At 44.8% G+C, this 16909-nt stretch carries 24 protein-coding genes; 4 read left to right on the top strand and 20 right to left on the bottom strand.

What is annotated here, in order from left to right; all coding sequences use genetic code 11:
• The first annotated feature begins 90 nt into the window (after positions 1–90).
• The 3 genes from GO003_RS19040 (at position 91) to GO003_RS19030 (ending at position 4469) form a co-directional block, all read left to right on the top strand.
• Positions 91–927 (top strand): helix-turn-helix domain-containing protein, encoded by an 837-nt coding sequence (locus GO003_RS19040; RefSeq protein ID WP_159653861.1) that lies wholly within the window; start codon positions 91–93, stop codon positions 925–927.
• A 214-nt stretch (positions 928–1141) separates the two neighbouring features.
• Positions 1142–2413 (top strand): IS4 family transposase, encoded by a 1272-nt coding sequence (locus GO003_RS19035; RefSeq protein WP_159653966.1) that lies wholly within the window; start codon positions 1142–1144, stop codon positions 2411–2413.
• 1216 nt (positions 2414–3629) lie between these two features.
• Complete coding sequence (locus GO003_RS19030) at positions 3630–4469, top strand: winged helix-turn-helix domain-containing protein (protein ID WP_231089085.1); 840 nt, start codon at positions 3630–3632, stop codon at positions 4467–4469.
• A 693-nt stretch (positions 4470–5162) separates the two neighbouring features.
• On the opposite strand, the gene GO003_RS19025 is transcribed toward GO003_RS19030, so the two are convergent.
• The 8 genes from GO003_RS19025 to GO003_RS18990 all read right to left on the bottom strand — a co-directional run bounded on the left by GO003_RS19025 (position 5163) and on the right by GO003_RS18990 (position 8994).
• Entirely contained in the window at positions 5163–5456 is a 294-nt protein-coding gene (locus tag GO003_RS19025) for a hypothetical protein (protein WP_159658597.1), read from the bottom strand.
• Positions 5449–5739 (bottom strand): hypothetical protein, encoded by a 291-nt coding sequence (locus tag GO003_RS19020; protein WP_159658598.1) that lies wholly within the window; start codon positions 5737–5739, stop codon positions 5449–5451. Before GO003_RS19020 ends, GO003_RS19025 begins: the two co-directional genes overlap by 8 nt.
• Before the next feature lie 94 nt (positions 5740–5833).
• Complete coding sequence (locus tag GO003_RS19015) at positions 5834–6145, bottom strand: hypothetical protein (RefSeq protein WP_159658599.1); 312 nt, start codon at positions 6143–6145, stop codon at positions 5834–5836.
• An 8-nt stretch (positions 6146–6153) separates the two neighbouring features.
• On the bottom strand, positions 6154–6552 hold the full coding sequence (locus GO003_RS19010; RefSeq protein WP_206444770.1) for a hypothetical protein: 399 nt from the start codon (positions 6550–6552) through the stop codon (positions 6154–6156).
• A 2-nt stretch (positions 6553–6554) separates the two neighbouring features.
• Positions 6555–6713 (bottom strand): hypothetical protein, encoded by a 159-nt coding sequence (locus GO003_RS19005; protein WP_159658601.1) that lies wholly within the window; start codon positions 6711–6713, stop codon positions 6555–6557.
• Positions 6714–6932: 219 nt separating this feature from the next.
• Complete coding sequence (locus tag GO003_RS19000; protein WP_159658602.1) at positions 6933–7433, bottom strand: helix-turn-helix domain-containing protein; 501 nt, start codon at positions 7431–7433, stop codon at positions 6933–6935.
• Positions 7430–7837 (bottom strand): DUF7673 family protein, encoded by a 408-nt coding sequence (locus GO003_RS18995; protein WP_206444771.1) that lies wholly within the window; start codon positions 7835–7837, stop codon positions 7430–7432. The genes GO003_RS19000 and GO003_RS18995 overlap by 4 nt, the downstream gene beginning before the upstream one ends.
• An 11-nt stretch (positions 7838–7848) precedes the next feature.
• Positions 7849–8994, bottom strand: coding sequence for a hypothetical protein (locus tag GO003_RS18990; RefSeq protein WP_231089084.1), 1146 nt, complete (start codon positions 8992–8994; stop codon positions 7849–7851).
• A gap of 371 nt (positions 8995–9365) precedes the next feature.
• Between GO003_RS18990 and GO003_RS18985 the strand changes: the two genes are divergently transcribed.
• A complete protein-coding gene (locus tag GO003_RS18985; RefSeq protein WP_159659275.1) occupies positions 9366–9509 on the top strand; it encodes a hypothetical protein in 144 nt (47 codons plus the stop codon).
• 362 nt (positions 9510–9871) lie between these two features.
• Here the strand turns inward: GO003_RS18985 and GO003_RS18980 are convergent, their stop codons facing one another.
• The 12 genes from GO003_RS18980 to GO003_RS18925 form a co-directional block, all read right to left on the bottom strand.
• Positions 9872–10342, bottom strand: coding sequence for a hypothetical protein (locus tag GO003_RS18980; protein ID WP_159659276.1), 471 nt, complete (start codon positions 10340–10342; stop codon positions 9872–9874).
• Between the two features lie 10 nt (positions 10343–10352).
• On the bottom strand, positions 10353–10604 hold the full coding sequence (locus GO003_RS18975) for a hypothetical protein (RefSeq protein ID WP_159659277.1): 252 nt from the start codon (positions 10602–10604) through the stop codon (positions 10353–10355).
• 25 nt (positions 10605–10629) lie between these two features.
• On the bottom strand, positions 10630–10818 hold the full coding sequence (locus tag GO003_RS18970) for a hypothetical protein (protein ID WP_159659278.1): 189 nt from the start codon (positions 10816–10818) through the stop codon (positions 10630–10632).
• On the bottom strand, positions 10811–11134 hold the full coding sequence (locus GO003_RS18965) for a hypothetical protein (protein WP_159659279.1): 324 nt from the start codon (positions 11132–11134) through the stop codon (positions 10811–10813). Before GO003_RS18965 ends, GO003_RS18970 begins: the two co-directional genes overlap by 8 nt.
• 25 nt (positions 11135–11159) lie before the next feature.
• On the bottom strand, positions 11160–11897 hold the full coding sequence (locus GO003_RS18960; protein ID WP_159659280.1) for a hypothetical protein: 738 nt from the start codon (positions 11895–11897) through the stop codon (positions 11160–11162).
• Entirely contained in the window at positions 11894–12067 is a 174-nt protein-coding gene (locus tag GO003_RS18955) for a hypothetical protein (RefSeq protein WP_159659281.1), read from the bottom strand. The genes GO003_RS18960 and GO003_RS18955 overlap by 4 nt, the downstream gene beginning before the upstream one ends.
• Positions 12068–12075: 8 nt before the next feature.
• Complete coding sequence (locus GO003_RS18950; protein WP_159659282.1) at positions 12076–12417, bottom strand: hypothetical protein; 342 nt, start codon at positions 12415–12417, stop codon at positions 12076–12078.
• Positions 12408–12698, bottom strand: coding sequence for a hypothetical protein (locus GO003_RS18945; RefSeq protein ID WP_159659283.1), 291 nt, complete (start codon positions 12696–12698; stop codon positions 12408–12410). Before GO003_RS18945 ends, GO003_RS18950 begins: the two co-directional genes overlap by 10 nt.
• 126 nt (positions 12699–12824) lie before the next feature.
• On the bottom strand, positions 12825–13337 hold the full coding sequence (locus GO003_RS18940) for a hypothetical protein (protein WP_159659284.1): 513 nt from the start codon (positions 13335–13337) through the stop codon (positions 12825–12827).
• Positions 13325–13570 carry a hypothetical protein gene (locus tag GO003_RS18935; RefSeq protein ID WP_159659285.1) on the bottom strand — a complete coding sequence of 82 codons (246 nt, stop codon included), beginning with the start codon at positions 13568–13570 and terminating at the stop codon, positions 13325–13327. Before GO003_RS18935 ends, GO003_RS18940 begins: the two co-directional genes overlap by 13 nt.
• A 383-nt stretch (positions 13571–13953) precedes the next feature.
• On the bottom strand, positions 13954–15957 hold the full coding sequence (locus GO003_RS18930) for a hypothetical protein (RefSeq protein WP_159659286.1): 2004 nt from the start codon (positions 15955–15957) through the stop codon (positions 13954–13956).
• Positions 15947–16894: a toprim domain-containing protein gene (locus GO003_RS18925; RefSeq protein WP_231089218.1), complete on the bottom strand. Its 948-nt coding sequence runs from the start codon at positions 16892–16894 to the stop codon at positions 15947–15949. Before GO003_RS18925 ends, GO003_RS18930 begins: the two co-directional genes overlap by 11 nt.
• Positions 16895–16909 lie beyond the last annotated feature (15 nt).

Genomic DNA, 16909 nt, shown 5'->3' with positions numbered 1-16909 from the left:
TTAAATATATTCATCAATCATTATCTGATTGAGAGTCTGTTTTTCAGTAATCATTTAATTTTATTGTCAATAAATTACATAGTTAATATTATGAAAAAGAATAACACTATAATTGTATTTGATAATGATAAATATTTTTTGTCCATGTTAAAGGGTTACTGTTATGCTAATAACTTATCGGTAACAGAGCTTGAATTAAATGAAAATAGAATCAATTTATTAAAAGAAATAAAACCCTTATTAGTTATTATTCCTCTAGATTTTATGAATGATGACAATAGGGAATTAGAGCGGGATTTGTTGAGACAAATCTGTCTGGATTACGAAATTAAAGTCTGCGGCATCAATAAAAGTGATTCAGGTGTAACAGGCGGTATATCAAAGTGGGCCGATAAAATCATTGATGATCCATTTGATATTATTGATATTGATGGATGCTTTAAGGATCTAAAACTAACAGAAACTGAAGAACAAGAAAGAAGACATAGAGAAAGACGTTCTTACATGGAGAGGAGGAATATGAATTTTAATCATGACAATGAAATTCAAAAATTTAATAATTTTAGTTCGGTTAATTCTCATCATGATATTAAACACAAATATAATGAATTTGAAATTGACTATCGCAATAAATGTGTTTTTTTGAAAGGGCAAAAAATTGAATTGACGCGTAAAGAATTCGAATTGTTTGAGTTATTGGCAACAGATGTAGATAGAACATTTATGGCTGATGAAATCATTGATCATCTGTGGCCTGAAAATAACCGGGCAACCAAATCAGATCTCTATCAATATATGTACTTGTTAAGAAAGAAAATAGAAATAGATACTAATAATCCGCAATGGATAATAACGATTAAAGGTTTTGGATATAAGCTGAATATAGGCCATCTAGAAGAAGCACAAGAGCAAGAATTGTGCGCCTGATGATTTACTCCTTATTACATAAAAAACTTTTTAACGGTGCAGGATGAGCCTGTCGAGGACCGCCGTTAACCCGTCTATAGGGGCTTGAAGGCAGCATTCATGCAGCCGACATCCTCGACTACACCCAATGCCGTTAAGTTAAGCATTTTGTGTTATAATGATGTTCGTAACCTATTGAATAACAAGGATAAACCAATGAAACCGACTTAGCAGTATCCATGCCAGCATTCTCGCCCACCTTTCAAAAACTCTCCACACGCCAGACTTCATCGCCGCACATCGCACTCACGACAAAGCTTTTACCCGGCAACGCGTTCTCACCTTTCCGGTACTGGTTTCATTCCTACTCTGCGCCTTCAAAGGGAGCTTACAGACCTTGTTGGACGATCTGTTTTCCACATTGGACGGTAGTTCGCTACGGACTGTGAGCAAAAGCGCTGTCTCACAAGCCAGGCAAAAACTCAAAGCGTCGGTGTTCGAGGCCCTGAACGATAGTCTGGTCGGCTTGCTCAATGAGCTGCTACCTGAACCGCGCTGGCAAGGTTTGCAACGGGTTGCTACCGACTCGACGACCTTGCGTTTGCCGCCCTGGCTGGAAAACCAAACCGAATTTGGCGTCCAAATCGACACCGGTGGCCAGCCTTATGTACTGGCGCGCGCCTTGGGTCTGTTTGCCACAACCTCAAAGCTGATGATCAAAACCGTGGTGGGCCGATTCGACGATGCCGAGCGGGCGCTACTGGCACAGTTGCTGCCGCATCTCACTAGCGACGACCTATTGATCATGGATCGTGGCTTTCCGGCGTTGTGGCTGTTCACCTTACTGCACCAACGGGGCTTGCCGTTTCTGGCTCGCATGGACGGTAACCAATGGCCAGCGGTTGAAAACTTTCTACGCTCAGGGCTGACAGAAACCGTCATCAGCTTGCCTGTATCCGCTCATGCTCGTCGCCAAGCTCGAGCCGCCGGGCAGCTATTGACGCACAAACTCCTGAGGCTACGCTTGATCAAGGTGATCTTGTCCACGGGTCACATTGAAGTCCTGGCTACATCACTCACCGATACGCAAGTCTATCCTGCTCACGCGTTCGGCGAGCTCTACCATGCCCGCTGGAACATCGAAGAAGCCTTCAAAGTCCTCAAGCACAGGCTCTATCTCGAACAATTCACCGGCGAGTTACCCGAATCCATCCGCCAGGACATTCATGCCAAAATTTTCACCGCCAATCTTGCCGAAGCCTTGGCCCGCGAAGCCTACGAGTCGTTGTCTGACGAGAAAGCCGCGTATTACTATCCCAACGTCACCTATATCCTCAACTCCCTGAAGACGCGACTATTCGGCTGGCTTATCCAGCGGGTACCACACGATAAAGTGTTGGAACTGATCGCGCTCTACGCCAAAACGCTGGAACGCAAACGACCCGGCCGAAAAGCGCCCAGACCCAAAAACCGACTCAGCCCCAAACCCAGGCGCCAGTACCGGTGAGGCTTAACTTAACGGCATTGCGACTACACCCCCCCCGCACCTTTAGGAAACCAGCCGTTTTTTCGATCAGATAGAAGTAAATGGAAAAAGCCGTAACTGACTGTCTCCGTCAAGTCGAACATGCTTTGATTCCTATCATACTATTTGCATACCAGCTAGCGCTCTGCTGAATTTGCCCAGTAGAGGGCTTTATTTGCCCTGTGAAACCAAAAAATTTCCTGATTCATAATACGCCCATGCCTAGTTTTTTATCTTGGTAATTTCAATAAAACCAAGGTTCAACTGAAGAGTTTTACCAGTATGCATGAGCAACTGCTTAAACATTCTTGCCAAGCTGATAGGCATTTGTGCATCGACAATCAAACGTATGATCAAGTATTACGTAAAAAAGGTAGATCTGAATAGACTGCATATGCCAAAGCAAAGCTGATTTTTGTGACTCCAACGAATAGAGGAATTTGCTAAACAACGTTGAAGTGCATCGCTCCCGTTTGATATGCCCCGCTTCAATCGTAGGAAGATCCTATGGATTTAATGATACCTATCGTAGATCGAAATTCGGCACCGGGGTGCCCGTCAAAGGACGCCATAAAACCATCCATGTAGTCTCTATACCACCATCCGTGCTGGCAAAGCCTTTGCCGAACAATCCGTTGCCTCCTTAGGCACTGCCGAAATTTAAAGTGCGAAAGGTATAAATAACTAAATGGCATTGATTTTCCCTACTGGCAAAGTTTGTATAGTGCCTTAATTAAGGGTAAAAACCACAAAAGTGTCAATAAATTTGACAACTGTAAATTATTATTAAATGTCTCAATTAAACAGCTTAAGTTGTTGTTTATTATTAAGAAAGAATCTAAAACCAATTAAATGTCATATCTGCAAGATTAAAAATTTAATTTTGTCCAGGTTTAATAATAAATTGAGTGAATGAAGTGAAATATTTAACAAACAAGTGGCCTGGTTTGCTATGCCAATAAGATCAACACTATTTGGTTCGCACTGTCATTTTTTTACATAAATATGACGTGAATTAAACGATTAATTTGTGTCAGTTATTTTTACAAAAAATTTAGGTTGGACCAATCTCATTTATAAAAAATAAATTAAATATATGAGTTATAACAATATTTTAATTTATGGCGCATTTAGTGCTAATGATATATAGATATCATTTTGTATAATGGAGACGGCTTTAAATTACTTAATTAATATTATGAATAAAAATAACAATATAATTGTATTTGATAATGACAGATACATTTTTTTCATGTTAAAAGGTTACTGTTATGCTAATAATTTATCGCTGACAGAACTTGAATTAAATGTAGATAGAATCAATTTATTAAAAGAATCAAAACCACTATTGATTATTATCCCTCTCGATTTTATAAATGCTGACAATAGGGAATTAGAGCGAAATTTGTTGAGACAAATCTGTCTGGAATATGGGATTAAAGTCTGTGGCATCAATAATCGTGCCTCAGGTGTCACAGGCAGGTCATCGCCGTGGGTCGATAAAATAGTTGATGATTCCTCCGATATTATTGATATTGACAAATGTTTTAAGGAATTAATTCTCACTAAAGATGCTGAAGAACAAGAAAGAAGACATAGAGAAAGACGTTCTTACATTGAGAGGAGAAATAGGAGTTTTAATCACGATAATGGAATTTTAAAATATAATTATTTTAGTTCGGTTAAATCTCATCATGTCATAAAACACAAAGATAATGAGTTTGAAATAGATCATCTCAATAAATGTGTTTTTTTAAAAGGGCAAAAAATTGAATTGACGCGTAAAGAATATGAGTTGTTTGAACTATTGGCAACAGATACAGATAGAACATTTATGGCTGACGAAATAATAGATCATCTGTGGCCTGAAAATAACCGGGCAACCAAATCAGATCTTTATCAATATATGTACTTGTTGAGAAAGAAAATAGAAATAGATACTAATCATCCGCAATGGATTATAACGGTTAAAGGTTTTGGATATAAGCTTAATATAGGCCATCATGGAGAAGTGCAAAAGCAAGAAATGTGCGCCTGATGATTTGAATGGAAAAAGCTGCAATTTACTGTCCCCGTCAAGTCGATCATGCTTTGATTTCCAACCCCCTACCAACTGCCAGTTCCCTACGCAGTCTACCGCTTACTTCCTTGTAAGCGTCGAACAAAATTGCCTTGCCATAAAAGCCGCAAACATGACCGCGCGAAGTATAAGTGGGGATATTTCGACTGAAATTTGTTTTCCTTGCTGAGGCCGTTAACAGTTTCCAATTTAATCAGTACGTTTGGTCAATCTATTCATCGCAGTGTATTTGATGAAGCCAGATTTCGGCATTGGGATTGATTGTTAAAAACAGTAAAAAGATATTTTAAACAATGGCATAAGATTATTTTTATGATTTATCCAACAAGTTTATGCGGAAAATTTCTGGATAAAAACGGTGGATTTCGTGATAAACTTCTAAAAAGTTTTAGATGTTAAGGCTTGGAAAAGGGATGTGAGGGTAATCATCAAAGGAAAGATGAAATTTTGCAAAATAATGACGCGGCAATATGAAAAGGTATGAAAACTAAACTTTATGGTGCCGAGGAGAGGACACCAAAATACTTATATAATCATAGTGTTACAAGTATTTTGGTGTAAGTTTGGTGTAAAGTTAATAAAAAACTAGGTTTTTATCATCGTTTAAATCTTTCGGGCATGTTCCATCTTGGGAAAAAGCTTTTTAAGTTGTCAATGCCCATCATTCCCTTGGTCCACTTCCAGCATACGCATCATTTCGTCAAAGTCTTTCTTGCTCATTCCGGCATGTAAAGCTCTAAGTCCTGCAAGCGTTTCAGCCTCTCGGCAATTACCGCGCATATCGGCAGTAACCTTGCCCCGGTTTACCCACGCGTCACGCGCGGCCTTTGTCGTAAAAAGTTCAGTTTTAACCGCTTTCGATAATCTGCCGGTTTTTGGGTTGGGTGTTCCGGTCGTGGTTTTTCTGCCGCTCACGTACTCGACACCGATAAACAACTTACTCATTGCTTGCTGCTCCTGTTTGGTCCGTTAAAGACTCTTCAAGTAAATCCCATATCAAGCTGCTTATTTGTGACGCGTCAAGCTCTTCAATGTTTGAAAAATCTTGTTTGCTCGTGAAATTTTGACAAGCCACTTTTTCACCGTCAAAAAAAACGACTTTTTCAACCTCGTGATTTTCGGCAATGAAGAACTTCAGGCTTGAACCTGTATCGTCATCAAACTTGCCAATCATCCAAAATTTATTGCCGTAAACTTTCCCATCGCAGCCGTATGATTCTGTTCTCATTTGCCAAACTCCCATCGTTAAAAATTAAAAGTACCGCCCAAGCGTCGAAAAAAACCGGCTACTGATGTGTAAGCCGGTTCTAAAAGTTATCGGTTCATTCAAGCGCGTTCGTGGGTCGTGTTAAGTCATCATTCAAGCTGATGCCTAGCTTTAATCTTACGCTTTCAATAATGTATTTGTTTGGGTTGTTCCACCTCCGGCTTAATATTGCCAAGTAGTTATCTTTTTTAACGTAACCCGCGCAAGACCAGCCGCAACGGTCACAAACGTAACTCATCACGGCAAACATGGGCGGCCAATCAAGAGAATAACTTACGTCTCTCAGGTGGCCGGCGCCAACCAAACACACAGGGCATTTTTCTAAAGCTTCCGGAATATCAGCAAATAAGTCGTTTTGTTCGTTCATGGCGGTCTTTAGTCAATCATCAAAAGAAACGCTGCAACTTGATCTGTTTCGTCTGCGTATTCGCTGGTAATCTGCTTAAGCGCCATAAACTTATCCCGATAAAACAATTTCCCTCTCTCGATTTCGGCTTTCAGTGCATAAGCTGTGCTAACCATTCCGGCCATAACATTGTTGGCGGCAATCTGTTCAAGCGTGAAGGGATGCACAAGCGTTAACTCTGCCGGAGCTGTCGGATAAAAAAACGATGAACTAATCGGTTCGGCAATTTCGCAATACTGCCAGTGATAATTTCTAAAGTCTTTTACGATACGTGCGGCTTGGGTAATCACTTTAGAATGAAAAGCTGGATCCGCGTAATTCTGAACTTCAAATTTCCGCCGCTGGCTTGGTGATACTGGATAAATCATAATCATCTTCCGCCCCTCAGATCGACAAACAAAGACAGGAAAAAACCGAACAGCAAGCCCACCAGAACACAATAGACCGCAACTGATACATTCCCATCGGTTAAACATTGCGCGTTCCTCTCATAGGCCAGATAGCCCGCCTTAACGAGTTCTTCATTCATGGTTCGATCCTCCCTAAATTTATGACATGAAAGAAAGACAACGGACTAAAAGACAATGTGTAGCCCCGTCTTTGCAGCTCGAAAAGAATCTGTGCCGTTAGGTGTCTGGTGTTTATGTAAGCCAAAACCTTGCCGTTTTTCAATAACTGGAAATTCATGATTGCACCTCCAGGTTATCACTAAGCAGCCGCTTTAGTTCGTCTTGTGTAATCAGCTTTCTCATTTTTTCCCCCTCAACAACCCACGCATTTTTCTAAATTCCATCGCTCGTTTTGGGTTTTTTTCATCGTCCATTAATGGTTTATTGGTGGTTAAATGACGGTTATATGATGGTTTATTAGAAGCCATGTCTAAACTCTCCCCCCGCTCACGTCTAGCCCTTAAAGACACTATGTCTAAGGGGTTAGAAGTCGTATCTATCTGTTGATAAGTGGGATTGTCTAGGGTTGTGGGCAGTATTTCGGACAATTTACCGGCAAATAAAATGTATTTGTTCGTTGCTCCGGATGTTCGGATTATTGCTAAATAGCCTTTTTTTTCTAGCGCTTCAACTGCGCGTGTTACTGTCCTAGTCGATATTCCAGCACGTAAGGCAATATCTTTTAACGCGGGGTAACAATAACCGGCATCGTTGCACCTGTCGGCCAGCGCAATCAATACCGCCTTGTTTGCCCCTGTTAAGGGTGCTTTAAACGCTGCGTTAAGATAATTAAGGCTCATGATTTCCCCCTTGCATCCAATGCCCAAGACTCAAACAGCGCATCACCATCATGAACATAGCAATGAACCTCCTGGGCTGTAACGCGAGCGTCAAGCCGCAAAACAGACATGCAATCTTCAAAGAGCAACTTATCCAAGCCGCGCAACTGTGTCAGATCAAACGGGTTGTCATATCCATTATAAAGCCCCAATAAGAACCGGCGAATTTTCAGTGATTGGCCTGTATCGTTCTTGGCAACCTCCACCAAGCGAATTAAAGCCGGTTCACCTTGGCTGATAACAGCCTGGCACTCTTCCCTGTACTCTCGCATTTGTCGGATAAAATCAACATTGGCGGCATCGTGTCGTGCATGATCTTCAGCGGATCTTGGGCCGAATGAAACTGTAGTGGGGATAGATTTCATGATAAACCCCCTTATTCATTGCCAGCGGTTAAAGCATATTCACGGCTAAGGCTTATCTCGCCCACCGTAACAGTGACGCGCACAACCGGGAGACAATACTCTGGGTCACTGTCGCCTGAATAATCCGCCAAATAGCCAACCAAAAGGTATTGCATCACAGTAGCGTTTTGAAAATGGCATTTCACAGCTTCTTTAATCGCCCGTAACTGCAAAAACTGTTCGTCAGTCAGTTGTTCCAAAGTTCGTTCAATGGATCGTACCTGTGAAGGCTCAGCATAGACGGGCAACTGATCGAGACAATAATCGGATATTGAAAGCTTGAGTAATTCCTGATTGATGGGCTTGAAATGGTCCAGCGGTTCAAAGGTTTTGGCGGTCATGGCCTGGATAATATCCGACTCAGGCAATAATTCATTTGCCCACTTTTGCTGGGATAGAATCGGCATGTGTGTCATAACGAACACGCCTAATTGCTCAGCGCGGCGGATTTTGGCTTCCGCATCAAGTCTTTCCTGAATTTCTCTTTTTTCAGTAGCTAAGCGTCCACGGGTGAAGCGGGCAGCTTCTAAGCGTTGCTCAAGTTCGGCGGCATGTTCTTCAGCCGTAACAAGTCGCTGTACAACATCGGGGTAGCTTAAAACGGTCGCCCTGATTGCCTTGGCGCGGTCACTTCCACCTGTAGCAGGACTGACCCAAAGAACACTAAAAAAATCTAACCAAGATCGTTTGACGCTGGTATGGCTATCGATTCTTAGTAAGGGTATTGGCTTAGCCGGTTGAATAACCACCTGTCCCGTTTCTTCATTCAGTGCCAGATCGTCAGCCAGGGGAGCATCTAATAGTTTGGCAATCATTAAATCAACACATTGACGATCTTCTGCGGCTTGTGCCAGCGCGTCAGCGGCCAGTTTTTGAGCGGCTATATCAAGCAGTTCAGCAAGTGATTCAGTGCCATTGATAGGCTTACCTACAATCGAATCATTCAATGAAAAATTGAACTTAGCCAGGGTAAGGCGTTGCTGTTCGGACAGTTCAGAAGGTTTGAAGGGGATTTTAAGAGAGCCGTATTGATCGTTACCGGCAAGTAAAGCGGCTTTTTGATCGACAAAAATAACGGCGTGGAATTGGTTTTGTGCTTGGGTGTTTTGCGAGTTCATGGTATAGCTCCGAGAGAGTAAATAAACCCGGCAACCATGAGACCAATCATTGGGAGCCGGACTGATAGAGTTGGTCTACTAGCTCTCGGAACTAGCCAGCCTTGCGGCTGCTCTACCAGCCCGACATAATCGAAACTGATATTATACGCATAAAAAAACCGCGTTAGCGGCTATTGCGCCGAGAGATTCAGGAGACCAACCCTGTGTCATAATTTTTATGACGATTTAATTTTACCTTAAGATTCAAACTTTTCAAAGCATTTTTAATCATATTTGTTGAAATAAATTGACCGTTACAAGCCGAGTATGTCCGGCATGGTTTAGGCTCGAAGCTGAAGCTCTGGAACGGAAGCGGCAAGCCGGAGGAAATCATGGCAACCAGTACAAAAAGCCTGAAAATTTGCCGCTTGATACAGAAACGTCCCAAGCTGCAAAAAAACGCACGACAATCAAAATCCATTCAAACCGCCGCTGAAATATTGGGCATTGGGACAACCACAATAAACCGTGAATGATAAGTGTAATTATGATAACTACGTAATTACCGTAATTACGCTTGATATTACACTTCCAAGTGGATTGTTCCAGGTATGCCGCTAAACCGCCAAAAATCGCCACCACAAGACGATTCAAAAATGCCAATGCAATGCTAAGGCTTAAACCGTGTTCATGCTGGCCTGATTGCCAGCATGAGAAAAACCCCGGCTGCTATCGATGAGAGTAAATCAGTTTGCAGCCTTTCAGCGATTGCATCGTTTTAATGGCAAGCCTTCGCTTCCACGGGCTTGAAGATGACAGATCAGCGATCAAAAGCCTCATGTTCACCTCGACCACGCGACCCCGGCGAGCATTAAATTCAGGATGACTAATAAACATATCAACCCCGCGATGTGCGCTTTTTAAGTTTGTGAATAGCTACAGGAACTCCTTTCCCGTTGATGGTTACGCGATCGATTTGGTTAGAGTCGGGGAAGTTAGCCCAGGCTTCGTTTACAGATTTCAAACCAGCGGGGGCAATCTCTGTTGAACCATCCGGATGATGAACCCTCAGCCGCTCATTGGCTGCAAGCTCAGTCTCTGGGATTTTCCGTCTGGGGTTGTGGTCTCGGTAACGACCTCGAACGTTTATGCCAGGCTCAGCAATCGTTCTATTCGCTTCGGGTTGATCTACAGGCGCGGCCATTTTGACGGGTGGCGGCGGCTTTGGTCTGTCCATCTCTTTTTTCCGCTCTTCGGCCATAGCTTCCATACGCACAGCCGGGTGAGTTTTCGCGGTGATGGCGTTCAGCCCAATTTCACGCTGGACGTTAATCTGCCTTAGATACGCTATCTCTTCCTCTCTGGTCATGGCGGCTACCTCACTTCAAACCGTGTTGATAAAGAAGGGCCAGTTCCGCCGAAAGTTCAGCATGTTCGGCGACTAATGGCGCTGCTTTAGCCTGTCCAATCATTGCGGGCAAATTTTCTAAGCTATGATGACGGGTTATAGCGCCCAAACGTTCACGGATAGCGTGCGGCCGGGCTTGCGTCCAGTTTTTAGTTTCAGGATTGCGAAGGGCGGCTTGAACGTCAGCCAGGGTTTTAATGGGGTGAGTAGGTGCAGTTGACATGATATTTTCTCCAAACAGTTAAAATTTAGTTATAGCCGCAAGCATTGAGCATGGCGATTTCATTTTTTAGGCTTTCAATCTCTCTTCGGGTTTGATCGGTCTGCGGCACTATTTCCTGTAATTTAGCAATCTCAAGTCGTATCTTGGCGGGGCGTTCCGCTTGAGCGGCCATTGCTCCGCTGCGGGCCGCATCAATTCGTGCAGCGTTACTCATAGTGCCCCGCTTCTGGATCGCCACCCAATACAGGTGTTTCCAGTACAAACGCATCGACCATTTTATCGATCAGGTCAATATGCCGCTTCATGAGATCCGAATGACCGAATGTATTCTCACCGCCTGTTGGGGTAATCAGTTCATCATCAAGGACAACGCCGTTTTCATCAAGGGCTTGGATTTTTTGATAGTTCGGGTGCATGGCTGCGACCTCATCAAGCGTTTGGGGTGTGTTTGAATTGTGGATGTAACCACCACACGCCACGCCATCAATCACAAAAAAACGGCTGTGTCTTGGTTTTTGTACAGTATTCATAGTTTACTCTCGGGTTGGTTAATTTTTACGCCATTAGGGAAGCTTCAATTCCGGCTGTCAGGAATACTTTTTCTACAATAGTGCTGGCCGGTAACTCTTGGCCGTGACGGATTTGTAGGTAGTTCGGGTTGCCAGGGTTGGGCAAGGCTGGCAAGGCAGGGATGACGAGACGATATTCATTGTAGAAGCTGGGGACTTCCACTTCTGCTTGTATGTGATACCTGTGCGGATCTTTGCTCAGGGTTAGTTGCCTGATCTTTTCAGACAGGTGGTGAGCGTTTGACAGGCTGCTGATAAAGGCCAGGCATTGACTTCTATACAGTTCTCTTTGGCTGTTAAGCTCAGATTCAAGCTCGGCCACAATCAGTCCCGTTAGCTGCTTTTTAAGTGCCTCAATCTCTGCCGTTAATGCTGTGCTCCGGTTTAGCATGGCTTGCGATACTTGCTGACGCTGCTGGTTAAGCTGGACCGCATCGGCGTTATGCGTCTTGGCCGCTTTCAGATCGTCCTGAAGCTGGGTTAATCGCTTTTCATCTATGCTTTGGCCTATTTCCTGATTCGTTTTCAGGTCGATGATCTCAGTAAGCAGCGGCCTTTCATTGATTAGCGCAATATCTTCACAGTGCTTAATTTTTCCTTCCAGGCTTTCAAGCTGTTGTTGTTTGCTAAGGATCTGGGCTTGCAAGGTAGCAATCGAGGTTGCTGTTTTGTTGCTGCCTTTCAAGTCTCTGTCGATGGGCAATGTATTTTCAGGTTTTTTCATTGGGGTTTTACTCCATGTTTAGATTGGGTTTTGGGCTTGTCGCCCTGGGTTTTGGTTTGGTCGTGTTCGTACTGTGGGCATTGGGTCATGCCTTGCGGTGCATGTTGTTTCAAGGCTTGGCAGTAGTAGCCATCCTCAAATCGGCTGCAGGTGTGGCAAATAACAATCATTTCGCGCCTCATCTATCCAGGTGTAACAATATGCGTCTGGCTTCGCTGAACCGCTTAGGGGGCACGATGACAAAGCCGCCATATCGCAGGACGGCATACGGCATCTTTACGATTGCGCCTTTGCCCAGGTAGTGTTCAAAGATCAGCTTGCGCTTGCTGTGCCGTGGCCGGTTCTGAAAATCCTTTTCAGCGAGTTCTTGCAATTTTCGGTAATGCTTGATGAATGGATGAGCAACTGCCAAAGAGCCGTAATCGCCTATTAGCCTGAATTCCTCATCAAGCTCTTTTTTGAATCGTTTGATTCTGGCTTTCTGCTCTAGGCGTTTGGCTTCTGCCTTTGTTAATTCCATTCGTCGCTTTCCTGTGTCTCTTCTTCGGGCTCTTCATTCGTTAGCAGGTGGTTAACGGTAAGTGCTAAGTTGCTTAAGAGTTGCCATATATCCGCAAACTGTTCAAGGATTAACAGCTCTCGATAACCTGATGGGTTTACTCCGACTAACTTAGAGCCAATAACGCCAGCGCGTTGGGTGAGGTCGTTGATATCCGGTATCAGATCAATCAGATCCGTTTCAACGTCCTTGACCTTTTTTAGATGCTCATTTCTGACTTTGGCAACAATGCGTTCACTCATTTCTAATTAACTCTATACAACAGGTTGAAGATATGATACCGCAGCTAGCCTGGAACTCCTTTTGAATAAAATCCCGTTAATTCATTGGTATAAGCGCATACATTAGCGGGACAAAACGCCATTGATTTAACAGGGTTTTTTGCCTTGATTGCGCTTTATCGTTAAGTGATTTTGGAATGTTCGCAGAGATAAGTGCGCAAGCAATGCCGGACGACCGCCCAGCGCTTTATCAATCAAGCGTATTGCTTTTTTATCCGATAGCTTTTCTAAAGACCGGCATTGCAGCGCGTGAATCTGGCTAATGTAGTCATCGATAGCGGCGTTTAATTCAATGCTGGGCTTGCGGCCTCTTTTTGATTTTTTCGACGCGTCACGGCAAAGCAGGGTGCTAAAGCCGTTACCACTTGGCAGGTGTCGAGATCCAGGTTGATAACGGCGGTGTTCTAAGTGAGTGGCGTAATCACGCCAGTCTGAGAGCGTCCACTGATCCCGGTTAGCAAAGTCGAGCTTAACCAGGCTGTCAGGCCGCTCAAGAAGCGTGGGCGATCTATTGCTGCTGGGTTGGTATCCGCTAACGGAAAACAGCTTTAACCAGGCGGCGAACAGTCTAACCACCGCATCATTGGCTACATGACGCACGTTTGCGCCTCATAGACACACATTTGCGCAGGGTTGTTTTTGGAAATCATCGGAGCGGTTGAAAAGCCCATTTTTATAAACCTGACCGCACCTAAAGAAATCAAGCCGGATAAGTGGCTGTCGCAAAAAAGCCCATCAATGTAAATCTGTTTTTTGGTTTTTTTCTCAAAATAGACACCTATATAGACGCTTTTGGCTACAAATTTTTCAGAAATAATGGGTTTAGGTGTCATTTTGGCTGCAATTTTAGATGTCATTAGGCGTTAAAAAATGTGTTTTCCACTTCCAACTGTCCAAACTGTCCAAAAAACGAGGCCTACTGTCCAAGTTTTTTTAGGTCGTTTTGGACAGTAAGAATCCAGCTATATCAAGGGCTGTATTCGATATATATATATTCTGTCCAAGATGTCCAAAAAAAATATATATAAGGGTGTTGTGGAAAAATATTTACACGTTTGCGTCTATAGACACACGCCTTTTATATTTTTTATATAAAAGGGGGGTGTGTTTTTTTCTTGGACATCTTGGACAGTTTGGACAGAGTCAGCAATGACGCGGCCTTCAGCGGTTTTCTGATCATAAAAATCTTGGACACTGTCCAAGATTTTTTGGACAGTTAGCCGTTTTCGTCGGATTTTGCTGTTGCAGTGGGGTAAAAAGTACCCGGATCGAACACCAAAACATAAGGCCGGGCGTTGCCATGAACAGGCGTTGCAACCTTCTTCTCTGCGCGATTGTCGGTCTTGTTCCAATCTGCCAACTTTCCTTGGCTCAGTAACCGCCGCTTAAGGCTTAACATGCTCATACCGATAGGGGCATGTGCGCAATGCCGAGCAAGCGCCTTTTCTACAAGGCCGGGCTCCAGGTACACTAGATTACGGTCAATATCGAAATAACCGATACAGTCCCCTGCTGGACCGTACGATTTATCGCCGCCAATCTGGGTACTGACCAGTTTCCACCCCCATTTGATTGCGGTGGTATTCGTCCCACCGGCTGGCTTGTCTGGGTCTTTGTGATCGATAAGATGCACGGACTTACTCACCAGTAGCGTAACAATGTTGTTAAGAAACACTTGAACGCCATCCTCGACGGCTTTGTAGGTCGACTGGTCGACCATCAATTCTTTGAAAGCAGCCTCCGCACGTTTCAAAAGGTCAATACTCTTTGTGCCGCCCGGTAATAATTGCAAGTCATCGAGGAACCGCCCGAGCACGTCAAGCCCCGCGACAAAATTGGCGAAATTGGCCGGGGCTCGGGCGTGGGTTTTTTTAATTTCAAGGTGACGATACTCGCGAGCATACTCATCACAAAACTTTTTAAAACTCGCCTCCCCTTTGGGCTGGTATTGCGGTATACGAGGCGCAAGCCATTGCAGGTAACTCGACATAAAGCCTGATAAAACTTTATCCTCCCTGGCGCGCTGTAGCTCTGTTAGTGTGTCCTCGCTAAAGTCGTGCTCAGATAGGCTAATGATAATTGCTCGACCAAGTATTGACTCACCGCGCGGCAAATCTTCAGCGGTGACGATTGGCAAAGCCCGGCAGAGCCGGTCCTTTCTGCCAGATCCGTCTTTCTCACATCGTCCTGCGGCTACGCCGTTGCCGGTATTACGAATAAGGCGAGCCGCGTCACTGTGCATCTTGTCGGCCTCCATTTTGTTTTTCGGCGGTATGAAGTCATCGATAACTGAGACAACGTCTTTGGCCTGGAAGAGTTTTAATTCGCGGTTAGCCGCGCTGTCTGAAAAGTTTCCCGGGGCGCTTTGTGCGTCAAATTCGCCAAAAAATCCAAGAACCAGTGCGGCGAACTCCGACTTGTGCGATCCCGTCTCACCGTACAGCCAGATGGTAACACTGCACTTCAGTACAGAGATCAAAGGCGCTCGCGCAACCGCAGCAAGCAGCATGATGCCCACTTCAGGTTTATTGGGGCAAACGTCGAGCAACTTCAAAACAATCGCGGTTGCTTCTCTTAATTCGTCACCGACAAGAGGAGGGGGGAGCCGGTATCGCTCGTTATTGGCATCGCCCATCCTTACCTCTACATCCGTGGACAGGCCGTTCTCAGTAATAGCGCCTGAGCCCGTTAAAAAACACCACTTGTTATCAATTTCCTTCCAGCCTGTATAGTCATAAACCGTCTTGACCGGAAGGTCACCGCCGTGAATTTGTTTCGAATGGAGTTCGGTCAGGCATTTTAGGTGTTGAATGATTGAGATGCCTGCCGGAATGTAAACGCGTGTGTCAAAATACAAATTCGGCCAGTTTGACCGGCTACTGTTGAAGTCATCGTTAGGGATTTCAACGGCGGGAAGATTTACTCCGTCATAGCGCCGAGCAGATACCAGTAGACTTTTTTCGGCTTTTTTACTCAGACAGGTTTCGAGAATAATCTGTCTTTCCAGCTTGAACACTGAATCCGCAAGCTGGATGTATTTTAAATCGCCGTTCGCCTTGCAGTAACGCTGAACAGGCCGCCCGTCTTTAATCATGTACTCAGGGGAAATGATGATCTCATCGCTGGCACCGCCGCCGCTTTTGCCTTTCTTCGTTTTGGGCTTTGCGCCGTCAAGGATGGATTTCACATTGCTGGGTTTATTGCTAACGTCATTGTTCATTATTTTGCTCCCTCAGATACGCGGCGTAGTCGTTAAAGTCGGCGTTTGGAATGGGCGGGATAGCAACGGCGGCGCCGATTTCTTCAGCGGCCTCATTGGCTGCATTTACGCCGACATTGCCTTTCGGGTGGTCCGTGTCGTTATCCGCACAAATTGTAATGGGCGTATCCGGCAAGCGTTCGCGGAGTAATCGAGCGACCTTGATAAGGCTATCTTTTGAAAAGGCCATGTAAGTGCGATATCCGGTTTGCTCGTGTAGCGTGGCCGCTGTGGCGAACCCTTCACACAGCAAAACCGGCTCATCTGGATCGGTACTGCGTTTGCCGATCCACCAAAAGTGACCGCCAGCCGGAGCGCCGCTTAAGAAGTTCCGGTCTCTTCCTAGCACCGGGTTTTTGTGAGGGTAGACGAACTGCAAACTGACGATAAAGCCTTGGCCGTTGTACAGGGGGATCATCAACGAGCCGGGTATCGTGATCGTGCCGTTGCCGCTGGGATGCTTTGCTTTATAGTCATGAAGCCGTGTACCGTGGGGAAGCACAGACTTCCGTTTTAGATACGGATGATCAGCCGTGGCCGGATTGCCGTTCGCCCAAAAGTTTATGGCTAATTTTTGAGCCTTTGCGTATCTGGCGGCTCTATCTGCTTCGGCCTGGCGTTTAGCTTTTTCGATTTGCCTTTTTTCTGCTTTTGAAAGTGACCGGGTTTTAATTTCGTCACTATTCAGAAAAAAAGTACGCTGCTCTCCGCCGCCCTTCCAGTTGTGACATATGCCGCCCTTTCCATCGGCGAAAATCATCACTCGGCCGTCTGAGTTCCCAGGCTTATCCACTGAACATTCAATCCAACCGCCGCGACGAGCAAGCGACTTGGGAGGAATCATTCCCATCTCAAGAAGGGTGGCGAGCGCCTTATCTTCTATCGTTTCTCCGTCCATCAAACGCTCACCGCC

Source organism: Methylicorpusculum oleiharenae (assembly GCF_009828925.2).
GTDB classification, from domain to species: domain Bacteria; phylum Pseudomonadota; class Gammaproteobacteria; order Methylococcales; family Methylomonadaceae; genus Methylicorpusculum; species Methylicorpusculum oleiharenae.
This window is presented reverse-complemented; position numbering and strand designations above follow the sequence as displayed.

Coding starts and splice junctions, on each gene's coding strand:
- GO003_RS19030 (WP_231089085.1), top strand. CDS start 3,630: ATGAATAAAAATAACAATATAATTGTATTTGATAATGACAGATACATT.
- GO003_RS19005 (WP_159658601.1), bottom strand. CDS start 6,713: ATGAATGAAGAACTCGTTAAGGCGGGCTATCTGGCCTATGAGAGGAAC.
- GO003_RS19020 (WP_159658598.1), bottom strand. CDS start 5,739: ATGAGAACAGAATCATACGGCTGCGATGGGAAAGTTTACGGCAATAAA.
- GO003_RS18945 (WP_159659283.1), bottom strand. CDS start 12,698: ATGAGTGAACGCATTGTTGCCAAAGTCAGAAATGAGCATCTAAAAAAG.
- GO003_RS18930 (WP_159659286.1), bottom strand. CDS start 15,957: ATGAACAATGACGTTAGCAATAAACCCAGCAATGTGAAATCCATCCTT.
- GO003_RS19015 (WP_159658599.1), bottom strand. CDS start 6,145: ATGAACGAACAAAACGACTTATTTGCTGATATTCCGGAAGCTTTAGAA.
- GO003_RS18955 (WP_159659281.1), bottom strand. CDS start 12,067: ATGATTGTTATTTGCCACACCTGCAGCCGATTTGAGGATGGCTACTAC.
- GO003_RS19025 (WP_159658597.1), bottom strand. CDS start 5,456: ATGAGTAAGTTGTTTATCGGTGTCGAGTACGTGAGCGGCAGAAAAACC.
- GO003_RS18950 (WP_159659282.1), bottom strand. CDS start 12,417: ATGGAATTAACAAAGGCAGAAGCCAAACGCCTAGAGCAGAAAGCCAGA.
- GO003_RS18960 (WP_159659280.1), bottom strand. CDS start 11,897: ATGAAAAAACCTGAAAATACATTGCCCATCGACAGAGACTTGAAAGGC.
- GO003_RS18990 (WP_231089084.1), bottom strand. CDS start 8,994: ATGAACTCGCAAAACACCCAAGCACAAAACCAATTCCACGCCGTTATT.
- GO003_RS19000 (WP_159658602.1), bottom strand. CDS start 7,433: ATGAGCCTTAATTATCTTAACGCAGCGTTTAAAGCACCCTTAACAGGG.
- GO003_RS19010 (WP_206444770.1), bottom strand. CDS start 6,552: ATGATTTATCCAGTATCACCAAGCCAGCGGCGGAAATTTGAAGTTCAG.
- GO003_RS18995 (WP_206444771.1), bottom strand. CDS start 7,837: ATGAAATCTATCCCCACTACAGTTTCATTCGGCCCAAGATCCGCTGAA.
- GO003_RS18935 (WP_159659285.1), bottom strand. CDS start 13,570: ATGACACCTAAACCCATTATTTCTGAAAAATTTGTAGCCAAAAGCGTC.
- GO003_RS18985 (WP_159659275.1), top strand. CDS start 9,366: ATGGCAACCAGTACAAAAAGCCTGAAAATTTGCCGCTTGATACAGAAA.
- GO003_RS18975 (WP_159659277.1), bottom strand. CDS start 10,604: ATGTCAACTGCACCTACTCACCCCATTAAAACCCTGGCTGACGTTCAA.
- GO003_RS18925 (WP_231089218.1), bottom strand. CDS start 16,894: ATGGACGGAGAAACGATAGAAGATAAGGCGCTCGCCACCCTTCTTGAG.
- GO003_RS18970 (WP_159659278.1), bottom strand. CDS start 10,818: ATGAGTAACGCTGCACGAATTGATGCGGCCCGCAGCGGAGCAATGGCC.
- GO003_RS18980 (WP_159659276.1), bottom strand. CDS start 10,342: ATGACCAGAGAGGAAGAGATAGCGTATCTAAGGCAGATTAACGTCCAG.
- GO003_RS18965 (WP_159659279.1), bottom strand. CDS start 11,134: ATGAATACTGTACAAAAACCAAGACACAGCCGTTTTTTTGTGATTGAT.
- GO003_RS19040 (WP_159653861.1), top strand. CDS start 91: ATGAAAAAGAATAACACTATAATTGTATTTGATAATGATAAATATTTT.